The following is a 24,984-nucleotide window of genomic DNA, read 5'->3' as shown; positions in this document are numbered from 1 at the left end:
CTAAATACAGGGCCTTATACAATGCTCGAAAGAACATTCTGCCACCTCAAGGGAATAGGAGTAACCACGGAAGCCAAGATCTGGCAGTCCGGGGTCAGCCATTGGAATGATATAATCGGAGGCACCTCGGTTCCGGTTTCAGCCGCAAAGATGAGCGAACTGGAAAGGGGCTGCGACGAGTCCATGCGCAAACTCAATGAGAGTGACGCCGGATGGTTTGCGGACCGTCTTCCAGCTTCCGACCAGTGGCGACTGTATTCCCATTTCCGGGACAATGTGGCCTACATAGATATTGAAACCACCGGAACAGATGCCCATTGTTGCGATATAACCACCATCGCCCTCTGGAACGGAAGCGAGATCAAGACATACGTGCAGGGCAAGAATTTATATGATTTTGAGGCTGAAATAGCACGTTATCCGCTTATCGTGAGTTTCAACGGCAAGTGCTTCGATGTTCCGTTCATTGAAAAATATTTCGGAATCAAGGTTGATGCTGCCCATATCGACCTGCGGTTCGTTTTCAGGGCACTGGGCATAACTGGCGGCCTTAAGGGAATTGAACATTATTTCGGAATGGATCGCGGTGATGCTGAGGGCCTTGATGGGTATTTTGCGGTACTGCTCTGGAATGAATATGAAATGCATGGCGATGAGCGGGCCCTAGAAACCCTGCTCGCCTATAACGTGCTGGATAGTGTAAACCTTGAGAATCTCATGATCAGGGGCTACAATATGCACATTGAGCGTTTTCCCCAGCATCAGCTTGAGCCTATTGCCGAGAAGCCTGAACCGGTTAATCCCTACCGCGCTCATCGTGCCGTGGTGGATGCCATCAGGGGAAAATATATGGCGGCAGGATCGTTCAGGAAGTTCTAGACTTTTTTTAGCCCTGTACCAGATTTCAGGGAAATTATTGCCATTTCAGGCCGTTCTCGCGTTAGGGGACGGCCTTTTGTTTTTGAATTTTAGTTTTTAAAATAAGGGTGTTGAAATGTAAGCGTGAGCGATTTTAATGGTGTGTAAGTGCTTCTTTGACGGTTTGGGTACGGTCTGTGCATCCGGTTGGAAGTAGGTAAAGCATGCCGTAAAGGTTTTTTATATTGATGTTCGACAAGGAGAAACAAAGATGCAGGAGCAGAGCGTAATGGAAGCTGGCAAGGTCTACCATCCTTTCATCTCTCTAGACGATTTGGTTATTGATCCGTCCAACTATGATGACCGTCCGCTTATGGACGATGTGGACATGCTCAGTAACCCGGATGTCAAAATTACGGACACTCTGATCATGGGTATGGTCTTGAAATTCTTCTACTGTTACGTGCAGAAAGGCGGATTCCATGACCCCGTCCCGCTTGTTGAAGTCAGCCGCCTTTGTGAGATGTTCAGCCGCCACCGCAGTCTGAATGAGCCTGATGATGATATTGAGCTCATGAATTACCTGCGCCAGTGGTCCTTCTCCCTGCGCATGCTTGCAGATGTGACCAAGACCAGCCACATCATCCGTTCCATCATTACCCAGAATATTTCTCCCAGACTTCTTGAAATGGATGAGTATGTCGGGCTCGATATCGGAACCGGAACCGGCATTCTGCTTCTGGCACAGCATATTCATGCCCGTAGAAACGGGTTCACCAATATCACGCTCTACGGCATTGAGTATGATAAGATGGTCGGCCTGCAGAGTTACAAGATTTTCAAGGAACTCGACATAGCGGAAATCATTCTCGGCGATGCCCGCGATAGCCGGAACTATGCTCCTCTGGTGGACAAGGTGGTAACTTTTGTTTCAAACGAAACCGTAGCTGCCATGCACCAGCCCCTGCGGCGCGAACATTTTGTTTCAATCTGTAAGACCCTGTTCCGCACACTGGGTAAAAATCTCAAGGATGCCGCGTTCTTCCCCGAAGGACTGATTGCATTCTGCAAGGATCTGAACGTATCCGTGCTTCTGGCCAAGAATACAGCCTTTCAGGGCCCCAAGGAATATCATGACATGAACCTTTTTCCGCAGGGTATCATAATAGAAGGAAATATTGTCCCGCTGCATAAACTTGGAGAAGAGCTTCTGCCATACCTGAGTGAATGGGCTCAGCGAAGGCTGCCGCGCCGCTGGTAGGCGTTGAAAGCTTTACAGCTCCACATAAATATATCATAGTCCGCGCGCCCTTCAGGGCGCGTTTTACTTTTTGTGTATCAGGATGTTTTGTCCGGCGTATGCCGGTTAATATATAATTTATGTGTTTGTGGAGCAGTCAGTTGGGTTTTGACATTTACGGTTTTGACACTCGCCTGGTGTCCGGCATACGTGCTGCCGGGTACACTTCTCCCTCTCCGATTCAGGGGCGGGTGATTCCTGCCGCGTTGGCCGGTCGGGATGTCATGGGGTTGGCCCGGACCGGAACCGGCAAGACAGCAGCCTTCGTGCTGCCTGTTTTGCAGCGGCTGCTGGATGCTGATGCCCCCAAGCGCGGCCCGGTGCGTGTTCTGGTGTTAGTTCCCACGCGGGAGCTTGCGGTGCAGATCCACCAGACATTTTTTACCCTCGGCCAGCAGACCGGAATAAGGTGTGCTGCCGTGTACGGCGGTGCCGGTATTGCAAAACAGGCCAGTGAAGTGAAGAAAGTGACCGTGGTCACCGCCTGTCCCGGACGGCTGCTGGACCTCATAGGCCGGGGGGAGATAGATCTTTCCGCGGTTGAAACCCTCGTTCTCGACGAGGCCGACCGCATGCTCGATATGGGGTTTATGGATGACGTTCGCAGGATTCTGGACATTCTGCCCGAGAAACGCCAGAACCTGATGTTTTCCGCTACCATGCCGGAATCAGTAGCTGGTCTTGCCGAACGGATTCTTAAGGAGCCCGAAACCGTCAAGGTGGAGCACAATGTCGCCGCAGAAGGCGTTAAGCAGTTGTGCTGTCCTGTTCCTCTGCACCTGAAACAGTCCTTTTTGCGATTCCTGCTCACGCGGCTTGATTTTGAGAGTGTGCTTGTCTTTGTACGCACCAAAAGGTGGGCTCGAAGGCTGGCCCAGCGGCTGGAGAAGTCCGGTCTGAAGGCGGTGGACCTGCACGGAGATCTTTCCCAGAGCAAGCGTCAGCGGGCTCTGGACGGATTCAAGGACGGCGAATTCAATATACTGGTCGCCACCGACCTCGCCGCTCGCGGCATTGACTGCAGCGGTATATCCCACGTCATAAACTACGATATGCCCGATTCCGTGGAGATTTACATTCATCGCATCGGCCGGACCGGCAGAGTGGAACGCACCGGGACATCCTTTTTGTTCAGCAGTCCCGAAGAAAGGGAAAAACTCGCCGAAATCGAAGACGGCCTTGGATATAGCCTGCGGCTGCATTACCTTGACGAGTTCAACTACAAGGTCCCCAAACCGTCTTTTTCCGTTCCGGATGAAATTCCTGCGCCGAAGAAGCATGAAGGCGGCCCGCGCAGAAAAGGCGGGCGCAAGGGCGGAAACTAACTGTTTTATATTGGGTGGGTCCGTGTTATACGGTCCCGATCAAACGGAATATACCAATGAATAAATTCTGGCTTACCACCCTTGGGTGTAAAATAAATCAATACGAGAGTGAGTCCATCCGGCAGCGTTGGCTGCAGATGGGCTATGAGCAGGCCGCCAGCGAAGAAGATGCCCACGAGGTTGTCATCAACTCCTGTGCGGTAACTGCATCGGCGTTGCGCGACCTGCGCCAGACCGTGAGGGCGCTTAACCGCCGCAATCCTTCTGCGAAAATAATTATTACCGGATGTGCAGCACAGGTTTTTGCCGATGAGCTTTCCGAACTTCCCGGAGTCAGCGAAGTAATTCCACAGGAGCGCAAGGCCGAGCTGCTCAAGCTTGAAGACAGACGGAGCAGAAAGGAAAAGAAAACTGTTTTCCAGCCCTTTGAGATCAAGGATTACCAGCGGGCACGGGCGGTGGTCAAAGTGCAGGACGGCTGTTCGCACCGCTGTACCTACTGCATTGTTCCCATTACCCGCGGCCCCAGTGTGAGCCGTGGAGTTGCTGACGTGCTGGGTGAAATCAGCCGTCTTCTTGAAGCCGGTTTCCGTGAAATGGTCATCAGCGGCATCAACCTCAGCCATTACGGACGTGATTTTTCCGAGCGGATCGATTTCTGGGATCTCATGGAACGTATCGAGGACGAATTCGCCGCAGAATGGGGAGGCCGTGCCCGGCTGCGCATCAGCTCTTTGGAGCCGGGACAGCTCGATGACCGAGCTCTGGAGATTTTTTCCCGTTCGAGGCTCATTTGTCCGCAACTGCACCTTTCCCTGCAAAGCGGTGACAGCTCAGTGCTCAAGCGCATGGGCCGTGGGCATTACAAGCCCGGTGACGTGCTTGCCTTCATGGAAAAACTGCATGGAGTATGGCCTGTTTTCGGGCTGGGAGCGGACATCCTGACCGGTTTTCCGGGGGAAACTGAAGAAGAATTCAGCAATACGCGTGATTTTTGCCGAAAACTGCCCCTTTCTTATGCGCACGTTTTCCCGTATTCTAAAAGGCCGGGAACCGCTGCGGCGGCAATGAAAGGACATCTGGACGGCGGTACCAAGAAGGAAAGGGGCCGCATCCTGCGCGAGGTGGTAGAGCAGAAAAAAAGGGATTTCCTTGAAATGCTCAGTCAAAGGGATTCCCTGACAGTCCTTTTTCAGGACCGTAATAAAGGAATCTGTGAATTTTATTCCACCTGCGAACTGGACGAGCCGTTTCAGGGGGAAGTGCCGCGCGAACTCGTGGAAGTGGTCCCGGTAAGAGTGGACGACGATAAATTGATAGTAAGAAGAAAGTAACCTTTAAGGAGACTATATAAATGGCTGTTAGCATGACTGGATTCGGTCGTTATGAGACCACAGAAGATAAATGGAGCCATGTTTGGGAAATCCGCAGTGTGAATTCCCGTTTTCTTGATCTGAAATGGCGTCTGCCCAACTCCATGCGCGGATATGAGAGCCGTTGGGAAAAACTGGTGCGCCAGTACGGTTCCCGCGGAAGAGTGGATATCGGCCTTAATCTGGAAGTATTCAGCACCGAGCTTCTGGGAGTAAGCCTCAACAGGTTGCAGGCCAAGGCCATGCTTGACCAGCTCAAGGCCATGGCTGCCGAGGAACAGGTTGCCTTTGTTCCCGATTACAACAGGCTGCTCGGTCTTTCGTCCCTGTGGCGTGATGCCATGAGCGAACCGGACCCGGAACTGGCGGAGTCCATTACCGAAGGTCTGGAAAAGGCCCTCGCCAACTGGCGTGATTCCAGACAGGAAGAGGGTAACGACCTTGTGCGCGACCTTACTGAACGTTTTTCCCTGCTGAAGGATTACGCGGAGCAGATCAAGGTCAAGGTTCCTGAAATTCTTGAAAACAAGCGCGCAGCTTTGATTGAAAGGGTTTCCGGAAGCATGGAAACTCTGGGTGCCGAATACATTGAGGACAGAATGGTGCAGGAAGTTGCCATCCTGACCGACAAGCTCGATGTTTCCGAGGAAATTACCCGCCTTGACGCCCATCTGGAGCGTATTCTGGAAGTTCTGCGCGGAAATCAGGATGCCGGAAAGCGTCTGGACTTCCTGCTGCAGGAGACTTTCAGGGAGATCAACACCTGCGGCAACAAGTGTCAGGATTCCGAAGTGAGCCGTATAGTTGTCGAATTCAAGGCCGAGCTTGAAAAGTGCCGTGAACAGGTACAAAACATAGAATAACCGCTTTAGCGTAATGCAGAAACAAACCTTACTCAATATCGGCTTCGGTAATTTTGTGGTCTCCAGCCGGGTGATCACCATCGTCAACCCCTCGTCCTCACCCATGCGCAGGCTGCGTGAGGATGCAAGGCAGGAGGGGCGGCTCGTTGATGCCACTCAGGGCCGTAAGACCCGCTCCATTATCGTCACAGATTCCAATCATGTGATCCTTTCGGCCATTCAGGCGGAAACAATCGGTCACCGTTTTACTTCCGACGAGGGTGATAATGACTGATATAAGGAGACCCGAAAAGAAAGGGCAGGTACTTGTGCTCTGCGCCCCTTCAGGAACCGGCAAAAGCACGCTGGTCAAGAAACTGCGGGCGGAATTCCCGCAGATCGGATTTTCCATTTCCTGCACTACCCGTCAGCCCCGGGTAGGAGAAGAGAACGGGAAGGACTATTATTTCCTGAACGAAGACGAGTTCAACGAAAAGCTTGAAAACGGTGAGTTCGTCGAGTGGGCCGAGGTCCACGGCAATTTTTACGGAACTCCCAAGGAGCCCGTTGAAAAGATGCTCTTCAAAGGGATGGATGTTCTTTTCGACATCGATTTTCAGGGCTGCATGCAGCTTATGGAATCCATGCCCGACGGGGTGTTCGTATTTCTTATGCCTCCTTCCTACGCCGAGTTGAGGAAAAGGCTCAAAAGCAGGAATACCGATTCAGAGTCGGTGGTCAACCTGCGCTTGAGAAATGCCATGAAGGAAATGGCCTCCGCTCCGAAGTTCGAATACTGGATAGTCAATGATGACCTTAAGAGGGCGTATTCCGAACTTAAATCGATTTATCTTGCCGGCAAGAACCGTCCCTGCAGCAATCCGGGACTTCTTGAAAGTATTTTAAGCACCTGGGAGTAACATGTCTGAATTAGTAGTGGCCCTTGATTTCAAGGATGCGCGCAGTGCGATTGAAATGGCTGAAAAAGTACGCGGTGTGGCACCGTGGGTTAAAGTCGGGTTGGAACTCTTCTGCGCGGAAGGTCCGGAAATAATCACCCGCTTCAAGGAAATGGGATTCAAGGTCTTTGTCGACCTTAAGTTTTTTGACATTCCCAATACGGTCAAGGGGGCCGTCCGTTCCGCAACCCGTGCAGGCGCTGATATGCTCAGCCTGCATGCCCTCGGTGGAGAGCGCATGGCCATTGCCGCCCGCGAAGGGCGCGCAGAGGGAGCCGCCGGGGAAGACGGGCCGCTGCTCATGGCGATCACCATTCTGACCAGCATGAGTGAAGAGGACATTCCTTTCCCCGTGCCTGAAGGACTCGGCTCCGCTGTGCTTGATCTGGCCCTTGCATCTTCGCAGGCCGGACTGGACGGTGTGGTCTGTTCCGGCCTTGAGGTCGAGGCCATCAAGGAAAAATGCGGCAGCAACTTCCTTTGCCTTACTCCCGGAATCCGTCCGGCCAGTGTCTCCGATGACCAGCGTCGCGTTGTTACCCCGTCTCAGGCCGTGGCGCGCGGTTCGAACTTTCTGGTTGTCGGCCGTCCTATCACCGGTGCTGATGATCCGGCCGAAGCCGCACGCAGGATTGTCGCTGAAATGGAAGGATAGATTGGAGGCCGGATGTCCGTAACCCTGACCCGCGGGGTTTTTTCCTCTCGCACAGGCCCTGGGGCCGGAATAGGAGCTGATCAGGGAGATGTTCAGAAATCCTACTGGTTTGTGGAGGAAATCGGTGACGGCAAATATGAGGTTCAGGCCCTGAACAGCAGTGATATGCCTTCAGGTCCGAAGCTGACCATCGACAGGGAGCGTTTCCTTGCCAACTATCAGCCTGAGCCGGAATATTATGCCTACAGGGTTTTACCCGTGCTGCGTAAGCAGTGTGACCGTATCGTTCGCGGGGAGGGGCATCGCCACAAGGAAGAGGTCTACAGCGCGGAATACGAGTTCTGCGAGGCCTTGGAAGTTGATGAGGATAATGTGCGGGCCAATTTCGGGCTCGGGCTTACTTATCTTGACCGCGGTGAGCTGGACAGGGCGGAGGACGTCTTCAAACGGTTGATTCGCCTGCAGGCTATTTATGCTCCCGAGCACAAACACCTCTTTAACGAGTTCGGCATAAGCATGCGTAGGAACGGCATGTATGATCAGGCCCTTGCCTATTACCATAGGGCTGAAGAACTCTGCATGGATGACGAGAACCTCTTCCTGAATATCTCCCGTGCCTATTTTGAGAAAGGGGATATTGAAGGGTGTGTGGACTATCTCATGAAGTCTTTGATGCTCAACGAACAATTCGGTGAAGCCTGCCTTTTCCGGGATTTCCTGAAGATAAACGGATTCATGAATGACCGTGGTGAAGCTGCGGTCAGCCCCGAGGCACTGCAGTCCTATCGCGAAAATGAACCCCGTAAAGTGAGCATGGATGAAACTCCGGCTATGCCTGAGGAGAAGCCTGCTGCCCGGAAGGACAAAACACCGCCTGCCGGGATCAAGCTGGACTTTTAATCCGCATATTGCATCAAAATAAACTGTGCATATCGCTTTGATTAATGAGCACACGGTATTGTCTGGCGTTTTAATTGCTTTTTATCCAATGACAATTTCTCGAGTACAGTGGTGAAACCTTGATAAAAGGTTTTGGGATTCTTAAACCCTTTTGCAAAAGGGTTTAAGCCCCCGGAGGGCCGCCGGAGGCATCCTTTGGTGAAATATCCGGACCGACTGCACTTCACAACCGTTCACGGAGACCGATTTTGTCCAAAGTATGGAAACTCAGAAGCGAAGAGGAGACCCCTGCTTCGCTTCCTGCCATTGCCGAAGAACTGGGTATTACGGAAATGCTTGCTGAAATTCTCTGGCACAGGGGCTTCAGGACCAGCAGGGAAATGGATATGTTTCTCTCACCAGGACTGCGCAATCTTTGCCAGCCCGGAGATATTCCGGGCTTGGAAGAGTCTGCCGCAGTTCTTGCCGAAGGCATTGCTGAGGGAAGGAAGTTTGCCGTCTGGGGCGATTATGACGTGGACGGCGTAACCTCGGTTGCAGTGGTTAAGTCCTTTCTCAAGGATCGTGGCTACGAATGCGCCCATTATCTGCCCAACCGGCTCAAGGAAGGCTACGGCCTCAATGTCAACGGTCTCTCCGGACTTCACGAAGACGGTGTTGAGCTTCTGCTCACTGTTGACTGCGGTATCACCAACAATGCTGAAATTGCCGCCGCCAATGAAATGGGCATGACCGTGGTCGTCTCCGACCATCACCTTCCCGGCGCTGAACTCCCGCCCGCCGCAGCCGTCTGCAACCCGCGCATGACCGAGTACAATGGTTGTCAGTTCGGGGAATGTTCCTGCGCCACGCTTGCCGGCGTGGGAGTGGCCTTCATGCTCATGGCCCGGCTGAACAGGCTGCTGCCCGGTGAGCCCGTGGATATGCGCCAGTATCTTGATTTCGTCGCCCTCGGTACCATTGCCGATGTGGTGGAGCTGCAGGGACAGAACCGGATACTGGTCAAGAACGGCCTGCTGCTGCTTAAGGATGCACGCAGGCCCGGCATCGCCGCCCTGAAGGTTGTCAGCGGTTATGACATGTTTGCAGCCATCGGGGCAGGGCAGGTCGGTTTCGGGCTGGCTCCGCGCATCAATGCTTCCGGCAGGATGGGCGATCCGCACAAGGCACTGGAACTTCTGCTGTGCGAAGAGATGGAAACAGCACGGCCCATCGCCAAGGTGCTTGATGAGCTCAATGCCGAGCGCAAGGCCGAAGAGGACCGCATCCTTGAAGAGGCTCTTGCACAGGCAGAAGAGCATGTCAGGCGGGACAACAGGGCAGGGTTGGTTCTTTATTCCTCCAGTTGGCATCCGGGGATCATCGGTATTGTGGCCTCAAGGGTGGTGGAGAAATTCTACCGTCCTACGGTCATGCTCTGCGAGGAAAACGGAGTCATCAAGGGCTCGGCACGCTCCATAAAAGAATTTCACATACACGAAGGGCTGACCACCATGGCGGAGCTCTTCATGAATTTCGGCGGTCATAAACTGGCTGCCGGGATGTCCTTCAAGGCTGAACATCTTTCAGAATTCCGCGAAAGATTCGACCAGGCGGTCATTGACAAGATCGGCAGCGAGCCACTCAAAGCAACACTTAAGGTCGACCGCGAACTGCCCCTTGAGCAGATTGATTACGTCCTGCTCAAGGAGCTTGAACTCATGCAACCCTTCGGCATGGGCAACCCTGAACCCGTCTTTACCACCCCGCCCGTGGAAGTGCTTGAGCGGCGTCCCATGGGCAGGGAGCACGTCAAACTCACAGTCGCCGACAAGTCGAGGACCAGACGCATGCCCGCAAAGGCGTGGCGTATGGCCGAAGAGCTCGGCTCGGAACTCATCGGCACGACCATGCGTTTTGCCTTTTCCCCCAAGATTGATAAATTCAACGGCATTCCCACTATCGAACTTACTGTTCGGGATTATAAACGGCGGTAGGGTTGATGCCTCCGGGACAAGTTGTTCCTAGTGATTTATGGAAAGTGGGGCATATACACTCTATCTAAATGCGCTATTGTATGCTTTGCGCATCGCCCTGGTAGTCAACCCCTCAAAATTAAACCGCAACAGCCTGAGGGCCGTTGCGGTTTGGTCTATTACGTCTCTGTCTTTAAATGAAGCACATCTTTTAAAATGGGTATGACCTGTTCGAAATAAGTAAAAAGGAGTGAACTACAAGCAACTTTTTGAGCTTATAGCAGGCCCATAAGCTCAACTGGACTGTCCAAAACCAGTTTTGCTCCCGCCTCCCGGAGTTCTTCAGCTCCCCTGAATCCCCATGCCGCGCCTACGGGAAACATTCCGGCATTGCAGGCGGTTTTCATGTCTATGTCGGAGTCTCCTACGAAGATTATCTCCTTGGGGGCGATACCCATGTCTGCCGCCAGTTTCAGGGCATAATCCGGTTCCGGCTTCAGGGGTATATCCTGACGTCCTCCGCATACTTTGAAAAAGTCTGCTCCGGGAAGAAGTTGTGATACTGCCTCAATGGTGAATTGTTCCGGTTTGTTCGATAACACGGCAATTTTTTTCCCTGCCATTGTGTACGCGGAAAGCATGTCCATGGCCCCGTCATACGGGCGGGCAATGGAATTTTGGAATCGGGCAAATTCCTCCACGATAAAATTGAATAGTATTTCCTGTTCCTGAGGATTGCGTTTTTCGTCCGGCAGGACGCGCAGAGCCAGAACTTTTGCTCCACTTCCGACAAAACGGCGATAGGCTTCCTGTGGGTGTTCAGGGTATCCACGACGGGAAAGAGCCGAGTTGCAGGCGGTCGCGATCTCGCCAAGGGTGTTGAGCAGGGTTCCATCAAGGTCAAAAATCGCGGCGGTGAAATTGATTGGTTTGTTCATGGTAACCCTCTTTTTACAACTTCTCAAATGCCTCAGCAGCGTTAAAACTGCTTCGAACAAGCGGTGCACAGAACATGTGCGGTACTCCCAGCTTCTTGCCGTATTCGGCATATTCGTCGAAGACAGCGGGCTCAACGTATCTCTTTACTGCGGGATGATGTTTAGACGGCCGCATGTACTGGCCGATGGTGATGATGTCGCAGTTTATGGCTGCAAGATCGTCGATAACCTTGTAGACCTGTTCGTCCGTTTCGCCCAGTCCTACCATCAGGCCTGATTTGGCGTGTATGGAGCTCAGTTTTTTAACCCGTTCCAGCAATTCAAGGCTCTGCTTATAGTCGGCCTGCGGGCGGATTTCACCATACAGGTCGGGAGGGGTTTCAACGTTGTGGTTGATGACATCCGGGCCAGCGGCAATAACGGCCTTGAGTGCGTCGAGATTGCCTTTGAAATCGGGGATGAGGACTTCAATGGTGCAATCCGGGTGGTCGGCGTGGATGCGGTTGATAGTTTCCGCATAGTGGGCGGCACCGCCGTCAGGCAGGTCGTCGCGGGTGACCGAGGTTATGACCACGTATTTGAGTCCAAGGCGGGTTACTGCCTCGGAAACGCGGCGCGGCTCATCAATATCCAGCGGATCAATCTTTCCGGGGGAGATGTTGCAGAAAGCGCAGTTGCGGGTGCAGTTGTTGCCCATGATCAGGAAAGTCGCCACCTTGCGCGAAAAGCAGTCCCAGCAGTTGGGGCACTTGGCGTTCTGGCAGACCGTGTTCAGGTTGAGGTCCGCAAGCAGCTTGGCCGTGCTGTTGAAAGTTTTTCCGGTGGGCAGCTTAACCCGCAGCCACGGCGGAATCCGCAAATATTTTTCTGAATTCTTCTCTGAAGACATTTTTTACTTCCTCGGTATCAATATCGCGACCCGCCTCTCTGGACAGGGACGTGGGATGTGCGCCGTGCAGCCCGCACAGGGTGATGGCGTCGAAAAGTCTCATATCTCGGGAAACGTTGAAGGACAAGCCATGATAGGTGATCCATTTTTTGACCCCGATGCCGATGGAGCAGAGTTTTCCGGGGCCGACCCAGACTCCGGGCCTGCCTTCGCTTCTTACAGCCTCTACTCCGAAATGCGCGGCGGTGCGGATGGCGGTTTCTTCCATGTCATAAAAGAATTTCTTTATTCCACCGCGCCGTTTTTCTATGCGCATGACCGGGTAAGCAACCAACTGGCCCGGGTAATGACAGGTGATGTTGCCCCCACGCGCGGTCTGGACCACCTCGGCACCCATCTGTTTCAGGGCTTCTTCGCTGATGAGCAGGTTCTCAAGTCCGCCCTGCCTGCCGAGGGTCACTACCGGAGGGTGTTCTAGCAGGAAAAGTGCATCTCCGGCTGTGCCTTCCATAACCTGATTCAGGCGTTCCAGCTGAATTTTTTCAGCTTCATCGTGGGGAATCAGTCCCAGATCAATAAATTCCACAGGATTATCCTTACTAGCCTTGATATTTCACCTAAATTTCAACAATGCCACCGGAGGAATAACCGCCGGTGGCATTTAATTTATCTTATAGCAGATTTATTTTTTAGGTCTGCGAACCTGTCCATTGGACTGGTGACGTTCGGTCTTTTTGTCACCACGTTCAGGCCTACTGCCGCCTCTTGCAGGCCTATTGCCATCCCGCTCAGGCCTTTTACCATTCCGTTTGGGCTGCGGTTTTTCAAAAGGTTTGCCGTCGGGCTTCGGTCCTCTTTTTTTGTCCTGATCACGAACAGGCAGGTCTACTATCATTGCACCGGACTTGGCATCCTTTTTATCTTCCTCGGGCAGGGGCATACCAATAATTCCGCCGGGATATAAAGTCTTCGCTCCGCCTCTGGCCACCAGCAGAATCTGTCCGGGTTCGGCACAGCCGTACTGACCGAATCCGCCTTCATCAAGGCGGAAGGAATCGGAAATGGCGCGAATGAGTATTTCCCCTTCGCGTGCCTGTTCCGGTTCGTCATTGTACTGTCCGACGTACAGAAAGCTGAGGCTGACGTTGTCCTTCTCAAGCCTGCAGCGGGCGGAAAGCTCCTGCAGCCATTTTGGGGCATGGTCGGAGTCGAAATTGAAATGACACCATGCCTTGCCCTGATCGCCGCTCATGGGACATTCCCCGGCGTGGGTGCAGGGGCCGAGAATGGAGTATCCGGCTTCAATGAACTCTTCGCGGATAACGGATAGAACGCGCCCGGAACGGCGGATACCCGGCTCGATAATCAGGATTCGTCCGCCCGGGGCCAGCTTGGTGGCCATGGAGTGGCAGAAGTTCTCCGCCCAGACCGGCAGGGGAATGCGGGTTCCGGCTGAAGCTTCATTCACCATGTTGGCTGTTACGAGCAGGTCGGCCTTTTCGCGGATTTTGGAAGTGGACCCACCTTTGACGTTGACCATCTTCCACGGGCTGTCCTGTCCGGCCAGTTCGGAGAAGAGGTTGGCCCCTTCACGCATGGGCTTTGGAGTGCGGTCCACGTTTATGAAGGTCAGCTTTTTGCTGCGCAGGTCCGGCCTTGCGATCCACAGGGCCTGTGCCACGGTGAGCGGTCCGGCTCCGAGGTCTGCAACCACACCGCCGTCGGGCAGGTCGATGTCCAGTCCCTGAAACAGGCGGGCGAGGCGATACAGGTTCCAGGGCAGGAAGTAACGCAGATATGCGTTCAGGCTGCGCGGATCGCCCATGTAGTCGTTGGACAGGCTGGAGCGTTCCCCGGTCAGCGCACGTGAAAGGTCGCGCACGGCGTACTGGATTTCCTGCTGGAATCTGGACTTGAGGGGGACGATCTTGTCAAGGATACGGACATAACTGTCCAGTTCCTTTGAGATTTCCGCTGTAGGTAGCGGAAAGAGTGAGCTTACTTTAATAGACATATTGAAATATCATCCTTTCGAGATACTTTTGCCCGAAGTTTTCTTTTCCGGCCAGTTCCAGCACGGTTGAGTGCTGCGGCAGGGATGAGGCAAAGTCCCGACTTGTTTTATTGTTGGTGAGAATTATTGCTCCCGCAAGGGAGGTGTTACCTGCTGTCCGGGTTATACGGGCTGTTTCAGCAGGAATAAAACCTGTCGCCACCAGGTCGTTAACGTTTACATGCTGGCCCATGGCCCCGCCAAGAATCAGCTGCCTGAGGTCGGAGGGAGCAAGCCCCGCCTCTGCCAGCAGGGCTGACATGGCAAGGTTGAACGCCGCCTTGACTTTCAGGATCTCTTCGACATCTGTTGCCGGAAGCACGAGTCCGTCTGCGATGCCGAGGTTCAGGGCCGGAGTGCCTTTTACCTCTGTGAGATTGTTGGCAAGGCGGGCGGCCAGTGGCGTATTGCCCGCGGCAAACTGGCCCTCTCTGGTCAGCACCCCGGCTTTCAGCAGCAGGGAGCAGAGTGACAGGTAACCGGTTCCGGTTATGCCGGGCAGTGTATTGTTGTTTTTTGTACTGCCGTCTTCGTTGCGGATGAATGACGGGGCAAGTCCCATAGGGCTAAGGGTGAAAGCTGATATAGCTCCGGGACCTGCGGTACGTCCGTTGCTGAGGCCGACTCCTTCCAGTGCCGGACCCATGGGTACGGAAGAAACAATGTATCTGTCCCTTGCAAGGGCCAGTACGAACTCCCCGTTGGTTCCAAGATCGGCGAACAGGTACGGGTATTCCGGTTCAGGTCCTGAGAAGTTCAGGGCCACGACCCCGGCGGTTATGTCGGCCCCGACGAATGGGGCAAGGTGGGCCGGGATGTAGGCCTGCGGCAGGTCCTTGTCAAGGAAAATAACGTTTCCGCCCTTATGGGGCAGGGAATAGGGTGCACTGCTCAGCCCACCCACATCACAGCGGGCCAGAATGCTGGTCATGGACGGGTTTCCGGCGATAACCATTTCCTCTACAGGGCCGGTCTCGGCAATGATTTCCTTCAGCCGGTCGGTTATCAGCCGGGAAAGGACCAGGCACTGCTGCGGGACAGAGGCAAAGGCAAGGCGGGACATGACTTCACTGCCGAGCCCGATCTGTGGATTTAGCTCCTGCCCTGATTTTACGATCTGTCCGTTTGAGGTGAAGGCCCAGTGTAATCCGGTTGTGCCGAGGTCTACGGCAAGGGCCAGATCCCGGTGTTGCTTCAGTTCTTCAGGTCTGGTTGCTGAAAATTTGTCGGAAATTCTGGGGACAACCCGCTCTGGTTCAGGCAGGAAAATTGTTGCCGCTGCTGCCGTGTGCAGACAGGAAAGCCTCCAGCCGGATTCGATTTCCTCCGCGCTGAACTTCTTTATCTCTTCCTTGCGCGGAGCAGGGGGGGCGGATTCAAATTTTACTCGGCACAACCCGCAACGGCCCATCCCTGAGCACAGGGGAACCCCCTGAAAGGCCCCGTTCAAAAAAAGAAGCTGGGCCAGATTCAGTCCGGTTGCTGGCGCAAGGTTCATGACTTTTCCGTCATGAAGGTGCACGGTAATGGAGTTGTTCATAATTTATGTATCCGGCAAAAAAATTAACCGCACCTGCATAATGTTATATGCGGTGCGGAACATTGGCAAGGAACTCTGTTTGTCGGAGCTCAGTTTTCCAGTTCTCTGAAGGCTTTTTCCAGATTGTCCATCCAGCGTTCGGCAAAGATGTCGAACTCACCTATCCCGCGCGGTACTGTGACAACCTCTATGCCGCGCGAAGATACGATGTTCTTCCATGATCCGTCGTGGTCCCCGGCCATATCCTTCTTTACATGGTTGCCGGCTCCGAAGAGCAGGGGCAGCAGGTAGGCTTTCTTTATGCCGGATTTCCTTATCCTGTCGCTGATAGCTTCAATTCCGTCTTCGGCGTTCAGTTTGCCGAGGTATGCGTTACTGTCCTTGGTCTCCAGCGCATGTTTGAATCTGTCGTACAGGGCATTGCCGCTGTCCGAATACTTGGAGCCGTGGGCCACAAGGATAAGAGCTTCGGTCTGCGGATCTCGTTCCGGGATCAGGTTGAGAATCATGTCCGAAACTTCGTCTATTTCCTGTTCTCCGGTAAGCAGCGGGGCGCCGAGGACAACTTTTTGCAAAGGTATTTCGCCACGGTTTACTCGATCTATCAGGCGGCTGATGTTGTTGAATTCTGTTCCGGGAATTACGTGCAGCGATTGTACAACTACGTGGGTGATACCTTTTTCGGCAAGCATTTCCAGATTCTGCTTTACTGATGGAAGACTCTGGCCCTGTTCCTTGAGCTTTTTAAGAATATGGCCGGAAGTGAAAGCGCTTTGAATGAGAACGTCCGGGTGTCTTTCCTTGGCCATCTTCAAAATATTTCCAAGGGCCGAGCTGGCTGCCCTGTTTTTTGACCCGTGTGCTGCAAACAAGATGGCTTTCTTCATCAATACTCCTGCCTGATTTGAGTTGTTCTACCTGAATGAACATGACTCCATAGCAGACAAATTCCCCATCTCAAAGCACTTTAAAGCGAGGGCGGGAGAAGGGAAACAATCCTTTCTAACCTGCGGATTCTTCCATCTGGCTGGTGATGAGTGTTTCGGTGTCAATGACCAGGGCGTCCTTTTCACCCATCATTCCGAAACCGAGGATGGGCAGCTTGTAGATGCTGTTGACCGGCAGCGTGAACCCGGTGACAACAGCCTTCTGCTGGCGCAGGACCTCGTCCACGAGGATTGCGACCCTTGTCTCTCCGAGCTTGACCAGAATGACCTTCGGGATAACTCCTTCAGCCGGCGGGTCCAGTTCGAAGACCTTGTACATGCGGATCAGCGGATGAACCTTGCCGCGAATGGAAACAGTTTCGCGTCCGTCAGGGAGGTCTGTGAATTCATGTTCCACGGGTTCGTAGACTTCAAGTACCTCCCGGCTGGGGAAAATGAAGGTCTCTTCAGCCACAGTGGCGATAAGTGCGTCCACGATGCCTTCGTTGACCGACCTGCTCAAGGGAATGGATATGGTGAAGGTAGAACCTTTACCCAGCTCGCTTTTGATGGATATTTTACCGTCAAGGGTGTTCTTGACGGCGGTCACAACTGCGTCCATACCCACCCCACGTCCGGAAATATCGGTAACCGCGCTTGCGGTGGAGAATCCGGACTGGAGGATGAACTCGTAAATTTCCTCTTTTGTGTACTCCTTTTCCGGGGAGGCTATGCCGCGTTCAAGGGCTTTGGACAGCAGTATGTCGGCATCAAGTCCCTTGCCGTCGTCGATGATTTCGATATAGGCAAACTCTCCCTTGCGGGAAGCACAGAGCAGGACGTTCCCCACTTCATCCTTCCCGCACATCTGGCGGTCTTCGGCGGATTCAATGCCGTGGTCAAGGGCGTTGCGGAGCAGATGCACCAGCGGCTCGTTGAGGCATTCGACAATGGTCTTGTCCAGCGCCAGCTCGTCGCCCTCGATTGAGAACTTGATGCGTTTGCCCAGCTTCTGGGAGGTTGATTTAACCAGCCTGTGCATGGGCATGAAAATCTGTTTGAGGGGGACCATCCTGATTTCATCCACTTCGGACTGCAGGTTGCGGATGACCTTGTCCAGCTCGGCAAGGCTTGATGAAATCTTGGACATATTGTCTGTTTTGGTCTGGGCGATGACCGCGTAGGTGACCATCAGCTTGCCCACAAGTTCAATCAGGGAATCAAGCTGCTGGGTGGAGACCCTGATGGATGAAATTGCCTGCGAGTCCTTTTTCTTTCCCGCTGCCGGCTGTACGGACTGGGACATCTCCTCCGTTTTTATTTCCTTGGCGGCAGCAGCCTGCACCGGTTCCTGATCTACTGAATCATCCGGTAAAGAGTTTTCATCCTGCTCGTGCTGGGCTGCCGGAGCGGGCTTCAGGTCTGTTCCGCCCTGATCCTTCTCTGTGTCGCCGTCCATTTTCTCCCAGCCGTCATCCTCATCCGGGGTTTCGCCTACCATGGCAGCCATTTCGGCCATCATTTCACGCTCGGCCTTTTCCATATCAAAGGAGGACGGAGAGGATTTTATCGGTTCAGGGTCCCGGACAGTTCTTGATTCAACCTTGGCTGCTCCTTTGTTCAGCAGCCCGCCGATACAGTAGTAAAATTTCTTCTGAGCCTCGGTTATATCCAGCAGTGCGGTGATAAGTTCCGGAGTTATGGGGGTAATGCCGTCGTTGAGCATATCCATGAGGGCTATTACTTGTGCTGAAGGCATTTTTACATGCTCCAGCCCAAGGTCCTTGAGGATCGATGTGATGTCCCCGGAGCCGTGCTCAAGGCCTATAATGGATTCTTGAAGCTGGGTTATGCAACTGGAAATACTGTCTTTCATTGTCCGTGTGCTCCGGCGTTACTTGAAAAAGCTGTCTCTGCTGTCCAATACCGACATATAGTTCTGGAAACCCCAGGAATAAAAGATGCTCGTGCAATGGCTGTTCATTCCGGTCACCCCGATCTCATGGGTGTCGCTGTAGCCGGAGATCAGTTCAAAGAAGGCTGATCCCACCGTCAGGGACAGCCCGAAGTCAAAGATTATCGGCCTGTCATCACTTATGGAGTCAAGGGCTTCCTGCACTGTCTTCAACTGGTCCGGGTGGTATATCCGCCTTGCCTTCAGGGTAAATACTTCGGCGTCCGGCAGTGATTCGATTTCCACGGGGGAGTCTGTTTCAGGACCTCCGGCAACCGCGGCTTTGCCTTCTCCTACCAGTCTGGCTTCAATGTCGTCTGTTGCGTTCTTGTCGTAGCTTCCGGTGTCCCGCAACTGCTCTATGAGCATGAATATTGAGTTTACCGATTCAATAGCAAGGGCAATCTGAGGGAGTTTATGTTCAACCTCTCCGGCCTGCATTTTTTTCAGAAAGCTTTCCACCTTGTGGGTGAAGGCCGAAGCTGGCTCGAACCCGGACATGAACCCGGTGACCCCCTTGATGGTGTGCAGAGGGCGCGAAAGCACTTCGATGCCTTCCTCGATGCGCTGTTCATCCAGAAGATCGATGCCCTCCAGCACCTGCGGATAGTACTTGTCGTTTACTTCCGAGAAAAATTCTTCAACAAGGGAATCATCTTCACTCATAGTTAGCTCTCCGTCTCTACGGATATTATTTTTGCAGGAGGCCGATCTTGGCGAGTTCCTCGTACAGTTTTTCCCTGAGTACAGGTTTGACAATGTACGCGGAAGCCTCAACATCATGGAAAGATCTGATTACGGTTCTGGCATCGTCAAGCGCGGTGGTCATGATGACCTTTGCAGGCGGGCTGATGTCGGATTTCTTTTCAAACTCCCTGATAGCTTCAAGGGCGGATATCCCGTCGACTCCGGGCATCATTATATCCATCAATATAAGCGTATAGGGAGATCCTTCATCAAAAGCAAGCTTGTACGCTTCGATGGCTTCCTCCCCGTTCACGACGATGTCGATCTGAAACAGAGGGGAAAGGAATGTTGAGAGCAGTTTTCTGCCCACGAATTCATCTTCCGCTATTAATGCGCGCATCACAGCCTCCGGATAGTAAATATCATCTGAAATAATTACATATCATGATTTTTTTGGCAATCTAATGTCAATGTCTTTCAGTGAAAATGTTTCTTTCCAACATTACAATTATGTCAACCTTGCCAACAGGCGTTAGGTGCTGTACCTAAATCGTCATGGAAAGAAAGAGAACACCCCAAAGAGAGGCAAGAGTCAGGGAAGTGCTGTCTAAAAGGCAGAAAGATTTTACCCTTATTATTGATAATGTGTGGGACCCGCACAATGTGTCAGCCATCCTGCGAAGCTGTGACGCATTCGGTGTCTACGGCATTCATTTATATTATACGGAATCGCAATGGCCTGAGCTGGATAAGAAATCATCTGCATCCGGCAAGAAATGGGTAGAGCGCACGACCCACAGTGATCCGGCCGAGATGATCGGGGGATTGCGCGAGCAGGGATATCAGATTCTGCGGACCGGGTTTTCCGAAAACGCAAGGCCGCTTATGGATTTTGACCTCAGCGTGCCCTCGGCGGTCATTCTTAGCAACGAACACAGCGGAACTGCCCCGGAACTGGCTGAGCTTGTCCCAGATGAAGTCTATATTCCCATGCAGGGCATGATTCAGAGTTTTAATGTCTCCGTGGCTGCCGCTCTGATTCTGTATCACGGGTTCACCCAGCGTTTTGCCAAGGGCATGTACGATACTCCAGACTTTTCCGCAGAGGAACTCGACAGGCTTGCCGCCGACTGGTTAGCCCGATAGCTCCATCCATTTTTTCACGGTGTCGGCCCAGAGTGTTCCAAGGTCGCGCGCGAAAATGGCATTGAGGTCGTTTTCCGTGTACTTGCTTTCCAGCTTGATCTTGTTTCCGAACACCTGGGCCATGGAGCGGATGTTGGACGCTTTGGCCAGACTTGAATGCTGGATGTGTTTTACTCCGAGCTGACCTGCATAGATGTGGTCGTAGCCTGCAAGGTAGGCCCGTAGGTCCCGTTCAAGGTCATCGAACTGGGTCGGGTTGAAACGCACGTCGAATCCACCGCACTTATGCACGGCCTCCATGTTGAGCATATGGCAGCACCCGGAAAGATGTACCGCCGGACGCGTATATGAAAATTGCCCGCAGTCGAAAGCATTGCGGCAGCTGTCGAATACCATGACCCGTTCGGTCAGTCCCTCTATCTGTGATGACCCGGTTGCGGGGTTGAACAGGTGGTAGTCGGCCGACTGCAGGGATTGCGGTGTGGACGCCGAGGTTATGCGGCAACCCACTGCTCCGGGGTTTCCGTAATGTTTTGCAGTTGCCAGCAGTTCTTCCAGCCAGTTTTCAGGCAGCTCCACATCGTCATCCAGAAAAACAGCCCATTTGGCTTTGCGGACTTCTGGTTCGCTCAACAGCCAGTTGCGAGCCGGGGGCGCCCCCACGTTTATAGGCAGCTGTATGCCCTTGTAGCGGCCCTGGGCAAAAAGGGTTCCTGCTTCAGCCACCACCTCCGGGGTATTATCGCTCGACCCGTTGTTGAGTGCAAACACCCTGGCTTCGCCTATTCTTGATCCTGCTACATTCTTCAGGGTTTTTTCAATGAGTTTCCCGTTATTCCATGAGTACAGCAAAATGGCTACTTCAGCTGAATCGCTGAGGGCTCCCGCAGTTGATATGGGATGTGTAAGCAAATAAAGTTTCTGCCCCCAGTTTATATTCCAGATGTTGTCCCGCCATAGTGCCGAGAGAACCGATATGGCTTCTTCTTTCGCTCCAGCGCGTAGCAGCTGTTCAGAATATATGTAGCCCTTCCAGGGGGTCCAGATTTTTTCATCAAGTCCCTGCAGGGCTGTTATGGTCTGTGCAGGGGAGTGGTATAAAAAATTGTATTCAACTGTAAGGCGCTGTTTAAGCTGAAGTAAACTGTCCGGCCAGGTCACAAGGTCAAGAGCACTCAGGGGGAGTTCCGGGCTGCCAAGGCGGAGCAGGGTGTTCCATGTCTCCGCCAGCCACGCGATCCCCTGAGGCCCGCGCAGAAAGGGGAAAAGGTGGCGGATTATCAGCTTGCTGTCCGCTGAGCGGAGCAGGGTGTCCAGATCTTCGGAAGGGATATTTTCCTGAGGGGCGGAGAGGATCGCCTCAAGAAGCTGCTTTCGGGGGCCGGGATCAGAGTCCAGTTCTAGGCATCTTGCAGCTGCAGAACGATCAAGCGGGTTCTGGGTCCACATGAGCAGGGCAAGTTTTCGCGATACTTCAAGGAGGTCCGGATGTTCATTTGACAGGTGCCGGAAGACGTTTATAAGGCCTCGCTGATGTGCCGGTTCTTCTGTCCCGAGCACCCAGAGGGGGACGGTGTTTTTTAACATGTTCAGAAATCGTTCTGTCTTCCCGACGATGCATTCCGTTACATTGGAAATCATTGTTCACTCCGTTTACAGGTGCTGTAACTTATTATTCATTATGACAAATTGATTTTAAAGTCATTCCCTATAGTAGTGCTGGTATAATGTCTTTTGATGTTTCGGGAGCGGCATAATAAAAGTTGCTGGACATAGTGCATAAAACTGGTATTACTATGCGTTCCGCATGCCCGAATGCACAATGGAGTGAGTAATGACTGAAAAGGAAGCCGTACAAATAATCAAGACCGGCGGGGTACTGATCTATCCCACCGAGACTCTTTTTGCTGTTGGAGCCGATGCCTGTGATGAAAGGGCGGTAAACCGTGTCTCCCTCATCAAGAACAGGCCTGTGTCCAAGCCCCTGCCGCTCATTATCGGCAGCATGGAACAGCTGGATCTGGTAACAGGCTTTGCGTCTGCTGAACTGCTCAGGCTGGCCGATAAGTTCTGGCCGGGACCTCTCTCCATTCTTGTCAGGGCACGTGAGGAACTTCCTTCCGCAGTAAAGGATTCGCGCGGGTATTCTTCTGTTCGCTGGACCGACCATCCTCTTGCTGCGGCGTTGTGTATTAAGTCAAGAACCCCGCTCATTGCTACCAGCGCCAATATGAGCGGCAAACCTGCCGCAGCCAAGGTCGCAGAGCTGGATGAAGACTTGACCGTGATGGTTGAGGGTGTCTATGACGGTTTGCCGGGGCCACGGGGAGGTTCTCCTTCAACCGTTGTGGAGCTCCTTACAGGCGGTAAAATCAGAATATTGCGGGATGGAGTGATCTCAAGAACTACGCTTGCCAGGGCCGGTTTTTCAGTCGTGGACTGATGTTGTAGTTTTTTTTATTTGCTTGTCTGATCCTTTGGAGTCTTTCCATGTATTATTTTGAGCCTGCTTCCAGTTAGGAAGCGGGCTTTTGTTTTGGCGGTATAACATTTATACCACAAGCCCTCATGTCAGCTATTCAAGGATTTGATTCGTTGATTTGATCCTGAGGAAGGGGCCTGCAGATGGGCAAGGGTGCCTGTACGGCACAGGAAAGCGGTTCACCGCATGTGGTTATCCCTGAATTTTCAATTTGCGGCGTTTAAAAAGTTATACTCGTTTTCCCCGGTTAAGCCGGTATGTCTGTTCATGGTATAAAAAATTTTACATCGGCAGATTCACGAATGGGTAATTAAATTGTAATTTAATGTTTTAAAAACAGTGTGTTAAAGAGATGGTGCGGTGTATTTTTACTTTGGCACACCTGTTGCTATATTAAGATCACCTTCATTCTTTTGCTGAGATAACTCCGAAAAAGCGGCCCCGTCAGAAATAACTGTCGGGGCTTTTTTCGTATGGACTTTTTTCTGTGTTTTTAGATTAAATCTAGAAAAAGTATAGATGTTTAAAAAGTTTAACCGGATTTTCTGCTAAATGGGCTTTGGCTGTCAGTGGGTAAAAAATATTTAACCCCATGGTTGTTTGTGTTTTTGATGTGTTGTTTAAAAATAATCTTTAAATATAGATAGTTGTGGATTGATTTTGAGGTGTATTGACTTTGGCACACCTGTTGCTATATCCAGATCACCTTCATTCTTTTGCTGAGATAACTCCGAAAAAGCGGCCCCGTCAGAAATAACTGTCGGGGCTTTTTTCGTATGGACTTTTTTCTGTGTTTTTAGATTAAATCTAGAAAAAGTATAGATGTTTAAAAAGTTTAACCGGATTTTCTGCTAAATGGGCTTTGGCTGTCAGTGGGTAAAAAATATTTAACCCCATGGTTGTTTGTGTTTTTGATGTGTTGTTTAAAAATAATCTTTAAATATAGATAGTTGTGGATTGATTTTGAGATGTATTGACTTTGGCACACCTGTTGCTATATCCAGATTACCTTCATTCTTTTGCTGAGATAACTCCGAAAAAGTGGCCCCGTCAGAAATAACTGTCGGGGCCTTTTTCGTTTGGATATTTTTATACGTTGTTAGATTAAATCTAGAAAAAGTATAAATGTTTAAAAAGTTTAACCGTATTTCCCGCTAAATGGGCTTTGGGTATCTGTGGGTTAAAAATATTTGACTCCATGGTGGTCTGTGCTTTTGGTGATTTTGTTGAAAATATTGTTTAAATATAGGTTGTTATGGTTAAGTTTCGAGCTGTTTTTATTTTGGCACACCCGTTGCATTGTTCAGATTACCTTCATTCTTTTGCTGAGATAGTACCGAAACAGGCCCCGCCGGAATAATCCGGCGGGGCCTTTTCGATTTTAGTACGGAATTATATTCTCGTGCCGGATCTGCTGTTATACCGGGTTTGAGACCTGATTGTAACTTAGAAGTCTTTTCCGACAGTGATTAGTTTGTTAATCTGGACGTACAGAGTGTTTGTTCCTGAAGCTGCATATGATTATAGCAGAGTACAAAATATTATACTCCAGCCGGGTGGGAATTAACCGGCTGGACGAAAATACTAAACCTTCTTGTCATGAAACTTTATTCCGGGTAATAATCATAGCTGATTGTCGGAAAAACTGAAACTCACATTCTTTATTCCTGCTCAACCGAACTTTTACGAAGGGTTTGTCTTATGCAAGGTTCAAAACCATGCCCGCACTGTGGTAAGGATATTGTACTTTACCGTAATCCAGTTCCCACCGTTGATATTATTATTTATGATCCCGTCAGGGGAGTCGTGCTGATTGAGAGAAACAATCCTCCGCTCGGCTGGGCTTTGCCCGGCGGATTCGTTGATTACGGTGAAACTCTAGAGCATGCGGCAGTACGCGAAGCCAGGGAGGAGACCGGGTTGGAAGTGACTCTCACCGGGTTGGTGGGGGTATATTCAATGCCCTGTCGCGATGACCGGCAGCACACTATTAGTGTAACATACAGCGCCATAACCAGTAATCCGGATGCAGTCAGCGCAGGGGATGATGCCGGAAGGGCCAATTTTTTCAAACTGGATGCTCTGCCGGAACTTGTTTTTGACCACCGGGATATTCTGGGTGATTTTTCGGCGCAAATTTTCAGGCTGCGCAAGCATGCCGCAGTGGGTAATGCTGAATAGCAGGCAATTTGAAAATCAAAT

23 protein-coding genes are annotated in these 24,984 nt (G+C 51.9%); 13 read left to right on the top strand and 10 right to left on the bottom strand.

Going from position 1 to position 24,984, the window contains the following annotated elements; translation table 11 throughout:
• The first annotated feature begins 21 nt into the window (after positions 1-21).
• From N7E73_RS04315 to recJ, 10 genes are all read left to right on the top strand, one after another.
• The gene (locus tag N7E73_RS04315; RefSeq protein ID WP_432737797.1) at positions 22-879 is read left to right on the top strand and encodes a ribonuclease H-like domain-containing protein; all 858 of its coding nucleotides are present in this window, start codon (positions 22-24) and stop codon (positions 877-879) included.
• 250 nt (positions 880-1,129) lie between these two features.
• Entirely contained in the window at positions 1,130-2,119 is a 990-nt protein-coding gene (locus N7E73_RS04310; RefSeq protein ID WP_432737796.1) for a class I SAM-dependent methyltransferase, read from the top strand.
• A gap of 140 nt (positions 2,120-2,259) precedes the next feature.
• Positions 2,260-3,483, top strand: coding sequence for a DEAD/DEAH box helicase (locus N7E73_RS04305; RefSeq protein WP_432737795.1), 1,224 nt, complete (start codon positions 2,260-2,262; stop codon positions 3,481-3,483).
• A 56-nt stretch (positions 3,484-3,539) separates the two neighbouring features.
• Complete coding sequence (gene mtaB, locus N7E73_RS04300; RefSeq protein WP_432737794.1) at positions 3,540-4,817, top strand: tRNA (N(6)-L-threonylcarbamoyladenosine(37)-C(2))-methylthiotransferase MtaB; 1,278 nt, start codon at positions 3,540-3,542, stop codon at positions 4,815-4,817.
• A gap of 20 nt (positions 4,818-4,837) precedes the next feature.
• Positions 4,838-5,719 carry a YicC/YloC family endoribonuclease gene (locus tag N7E73_RS04295; protein ID WP_432737793.1) on the top strand — a complete coding sequence of 294 codons (882 nt, stop codon included), beginning with the start codon at positions 4,838-4,840 and terminating at the stop codon, positions 5,717-5,719.
• Between the two features lie 13 nt (positions 5,720-5,732).
• On the top strand, positions 5,733-5,993 hold the full coding sequence (locus N7E73_RS04290; protein WP_432737792.1) for a DUF370 domain-containing protein: 261 nt from the start codon (positions 5,733-5,735) through the stop codon (positions 5,991-5,993).
• The gene (gene gmk / locus N7E73_RS04285) at positions 5,986-6,618 is read left to right on the top strand and encodes a guanylate kinase (RefSeq protein WP_432737791.1); all 633 of its coding nucleotides are present in this window, start codon (positions 5,986-5,988) and stop codon (positions 6,616-6,618) included. The genes N7E73_RS04290 and gmk overlap by 8 nt, the downstream gene beginning before the upstream one ends.
• Position 6,619: 1 nt before the next feature.
• The gene (pyrF, locus tag N7E73_RS04280) at positions 6,620-7,312 is read left to right on the top strand and encodes an orotidine-5'-phosphate decarboxylase (protein WP_432737790.1); all 693 of its coding nucleotides are present in this window, start codon (positions 6,620-6,622) and stop codon (positions 7,310-7,312) included.
• Between the two features lie 12 nt (positions 7,313-7,324).
• The gene (locus N7E73_RS04275; RefSeq protein WP_432737789.1) at positions 7,325-8,212 is read left to right on the top strand and encodes a tetratricopeptide repeat protein; all 888 of its coding nucleotides are present in this window, start codon (positions 7,325-7,327) and stop codon (positions 8,210-8,212) included.
• A gap of 248 nt (positions 8,213-8,460) precedes the next feature.
• A complete protein-coding gene (gene recJ, locus N7E73_RS04270) occupies positions 8,461-10,188 on the top strand; it encodes a single-stranded-DNA-specific exonuclease RecJ (protein WP_432737788.1) in 1,728 nt (575 codons plus the stop codon).
• Positions 10,189-10,442: 254 nt separating this feature from the next.
• On the opposite strand, the gene N7E73_RS04265 is transcribed toward recJ, so the two are convergent.
• The 9 genes from N7E73_RS04265 to N7E73_RS04225 all read right to left on the bottom strand — a co-directional run bounded on the left by N7E73_RS04265 (position 10,443) and on the right by N7E73_RS04225 (position 19,554).
• Positions 10,443-11,105, bottom strand: coding sequence for an HAD family hydrolase (locus N7E73_RS04265; protein ID WP_432737787.1), 663 nt, complete (start codon positions 11,103-11,105; stop codon positions 10,443-10,445).
• A 13-nt stretch (positions 11,106-11,118) separates the two neighbouring features.
• Positions 11,119-11,994, bottom strand: coding sequence for a lipoyl synthase (gene lipA, locus N7E73_RS04260; RefSeq protein WP_432737786.1), 876 nt, complete (start codon positions 11,992-11,994; stop codon positions 11,119-11,121).
• Positions 11,936-12,580 carry a lipoyl(octanoyl) transferase LipB gene (gene lipB, locus N7E73_RS04255; RefSeq protein ID WP_432737785.1) on the bottom strand — a complete coding sequence of 215 codons (645 nt, stop codon included), beginning with the start codon at positions 12,578-12,580 and terminating at the stop codon, positions 11,936-11,938. Before lipB ends, lipA begins: the two co-directional genes overlap by 59 nt.
• 96 nt (positions 12,581-12,676) lie before the next feature.
• Positions 12,677-14,008 carry a small ribosomal subunit Rsm22 family protein gene (locus tag N7E73_RS04250; RefSeq protein ID WP_432737784.1) on the bottom strand — a complete coding sequence of 444 codons (1,332 nt, stop codon included), beginning with the start codon at positions 14,006-14,008 and terminating at the stop codon, positions 12,677-12,679.
• A complete protein-coding gene (locus N7E73_RS04245; RefSeq protein WP_432737783.1) occupies positions 13,998-15,587 on the bottom strand; it encodes an ASKHA domain-containing protein in 1,590 nt (529 codons plus the stop codon). The genes N7E73_RS04250 and N7E73_RS04245 overlap by 11 nt, the downstream gene beginning before the upstream one ends.
• Before the next feature lie 89 nt (positions 15,588-15,676).
• A complete protein-coding gene (locus tag N7E73_RS04240) occupies positions 15,677-16,474 on the bottom strand; it encodes a sirohydrochlorin cobaltochelatase (protein WP_432737782.1) in 798 nt (265 codons plus the stop codon).
• A gap of 115 nt (positions 16,475-16,589) precedes the next feature.
• Entirely contained in the window at positions 16,590-18,389 is a 1,800-nt protein-coding gene (locus tag N7E73_RS04235) for a chemotaxis protein CheA (RefSeq protein ID WP_432737781.1), read from the bottom strand.
• Positions 18,390-18,407: 18 nt separating this feature from the next.
• Positions 18,408-19,133: a histidine kinase gene (locus tag N7E73_RS04230; protein ID WP_432737780.1), complete on the bottom strand. Its 726-nt coding sequence runs from the start codon at positions 19,131-19,133 to the stop codon at positions 18,408-18,410.
• Positions 19,134-19,158: 25 nt separating this feature from the next.
• Entirely contained in the window at positions 19,159-19,554 is a 396-nt protein-coding gene (locus N7E73_RS04225; RefSeq protein WP_432737779.1) for a response regulator, read from the bottom strand.
• A 155-nt stretch (positions 19,555-19,709) separates the two neighbouring features.
• Here N7E73_RS04225 and N7E73_RS04220 point away from each other — a divergent pair, with 155 nt between their 5' ends.
• The gene (locus tag N7E73_RS04220) at positions 19,710-20,300 is read left to right on the top strand and encodes a TrmH family RNA methyltransferase (protein WP_432737778.1); all 591 of its coding nucleotides are present in this window, start codon (positions 19,710-19,712) and stop codon (positions 20,298-20,300) included.
• Here the strand turns inward: N7E73_RS04220 and N7E73_RS04215 are convergent.
• Positions 20,289-21,941, bottom strand: coding sequence for a glycosyltransferase family 2 protein (locus tag N7E73_RS04215; RefSeq protein WP_432737777.1), 1,653 nt, complete (start codon positions 21,939-21,941; stop codon positions 20,289-20,291). The genes N7E73_RS04220 and N7E73_RS04215 overlap by 12 nt on opposite strands.
• A 193-nt stretch (positions 21,942-22,134) precedes the next feature.
• Between N7E73_RS04215 and N7E73_RS04210 the strand changes: the two genes are divergently transcribed.
• Together N7E73_RS04210 and N7E73_RS04205 are read left to right on the top strand one after the other, a co-directional pair.
• Positions 22,135-22,743: an L-threonylcarbamoyladenylate synthase gene (locus N7E73_RS04210; protein ID WP_432737776.1), complete on the top strand. Its 609-nt coding sequence runs from the start codon at positions 22,135-22,137 to the stop codon at positions 22,741-22,743.
• 1,740 nt (positions 22,744-24,483) lie between these two features.
• Positions 24,484-24,963, top strand: a complete 480-nt coding sequence (locus tag N7E73_RS04205) for an NUDIX domain-containing protein (RefSeq protein WP_432737775.1) — start codon at positions 24,484-24,486, stop codon at positions 24,961-24,963.
• Positions 24,964-24,984: the final 21 nt, after the last annotated feature.

The sequence above is a fragment of the Maridesulfovibrio sp. FT414 genome, from assembly GCF_050916235.1.
In the GTDB taxonomy this organism is placed as follows: Bacteria; Desulfobacterota; Desulfovibrionia; order Desulfovibrionales; family Desulfovibrionaceae; genus Maridesulfovibrio.
This window is presented reverse-complemented; position numbering and strand designations above follow the sequence as displayed.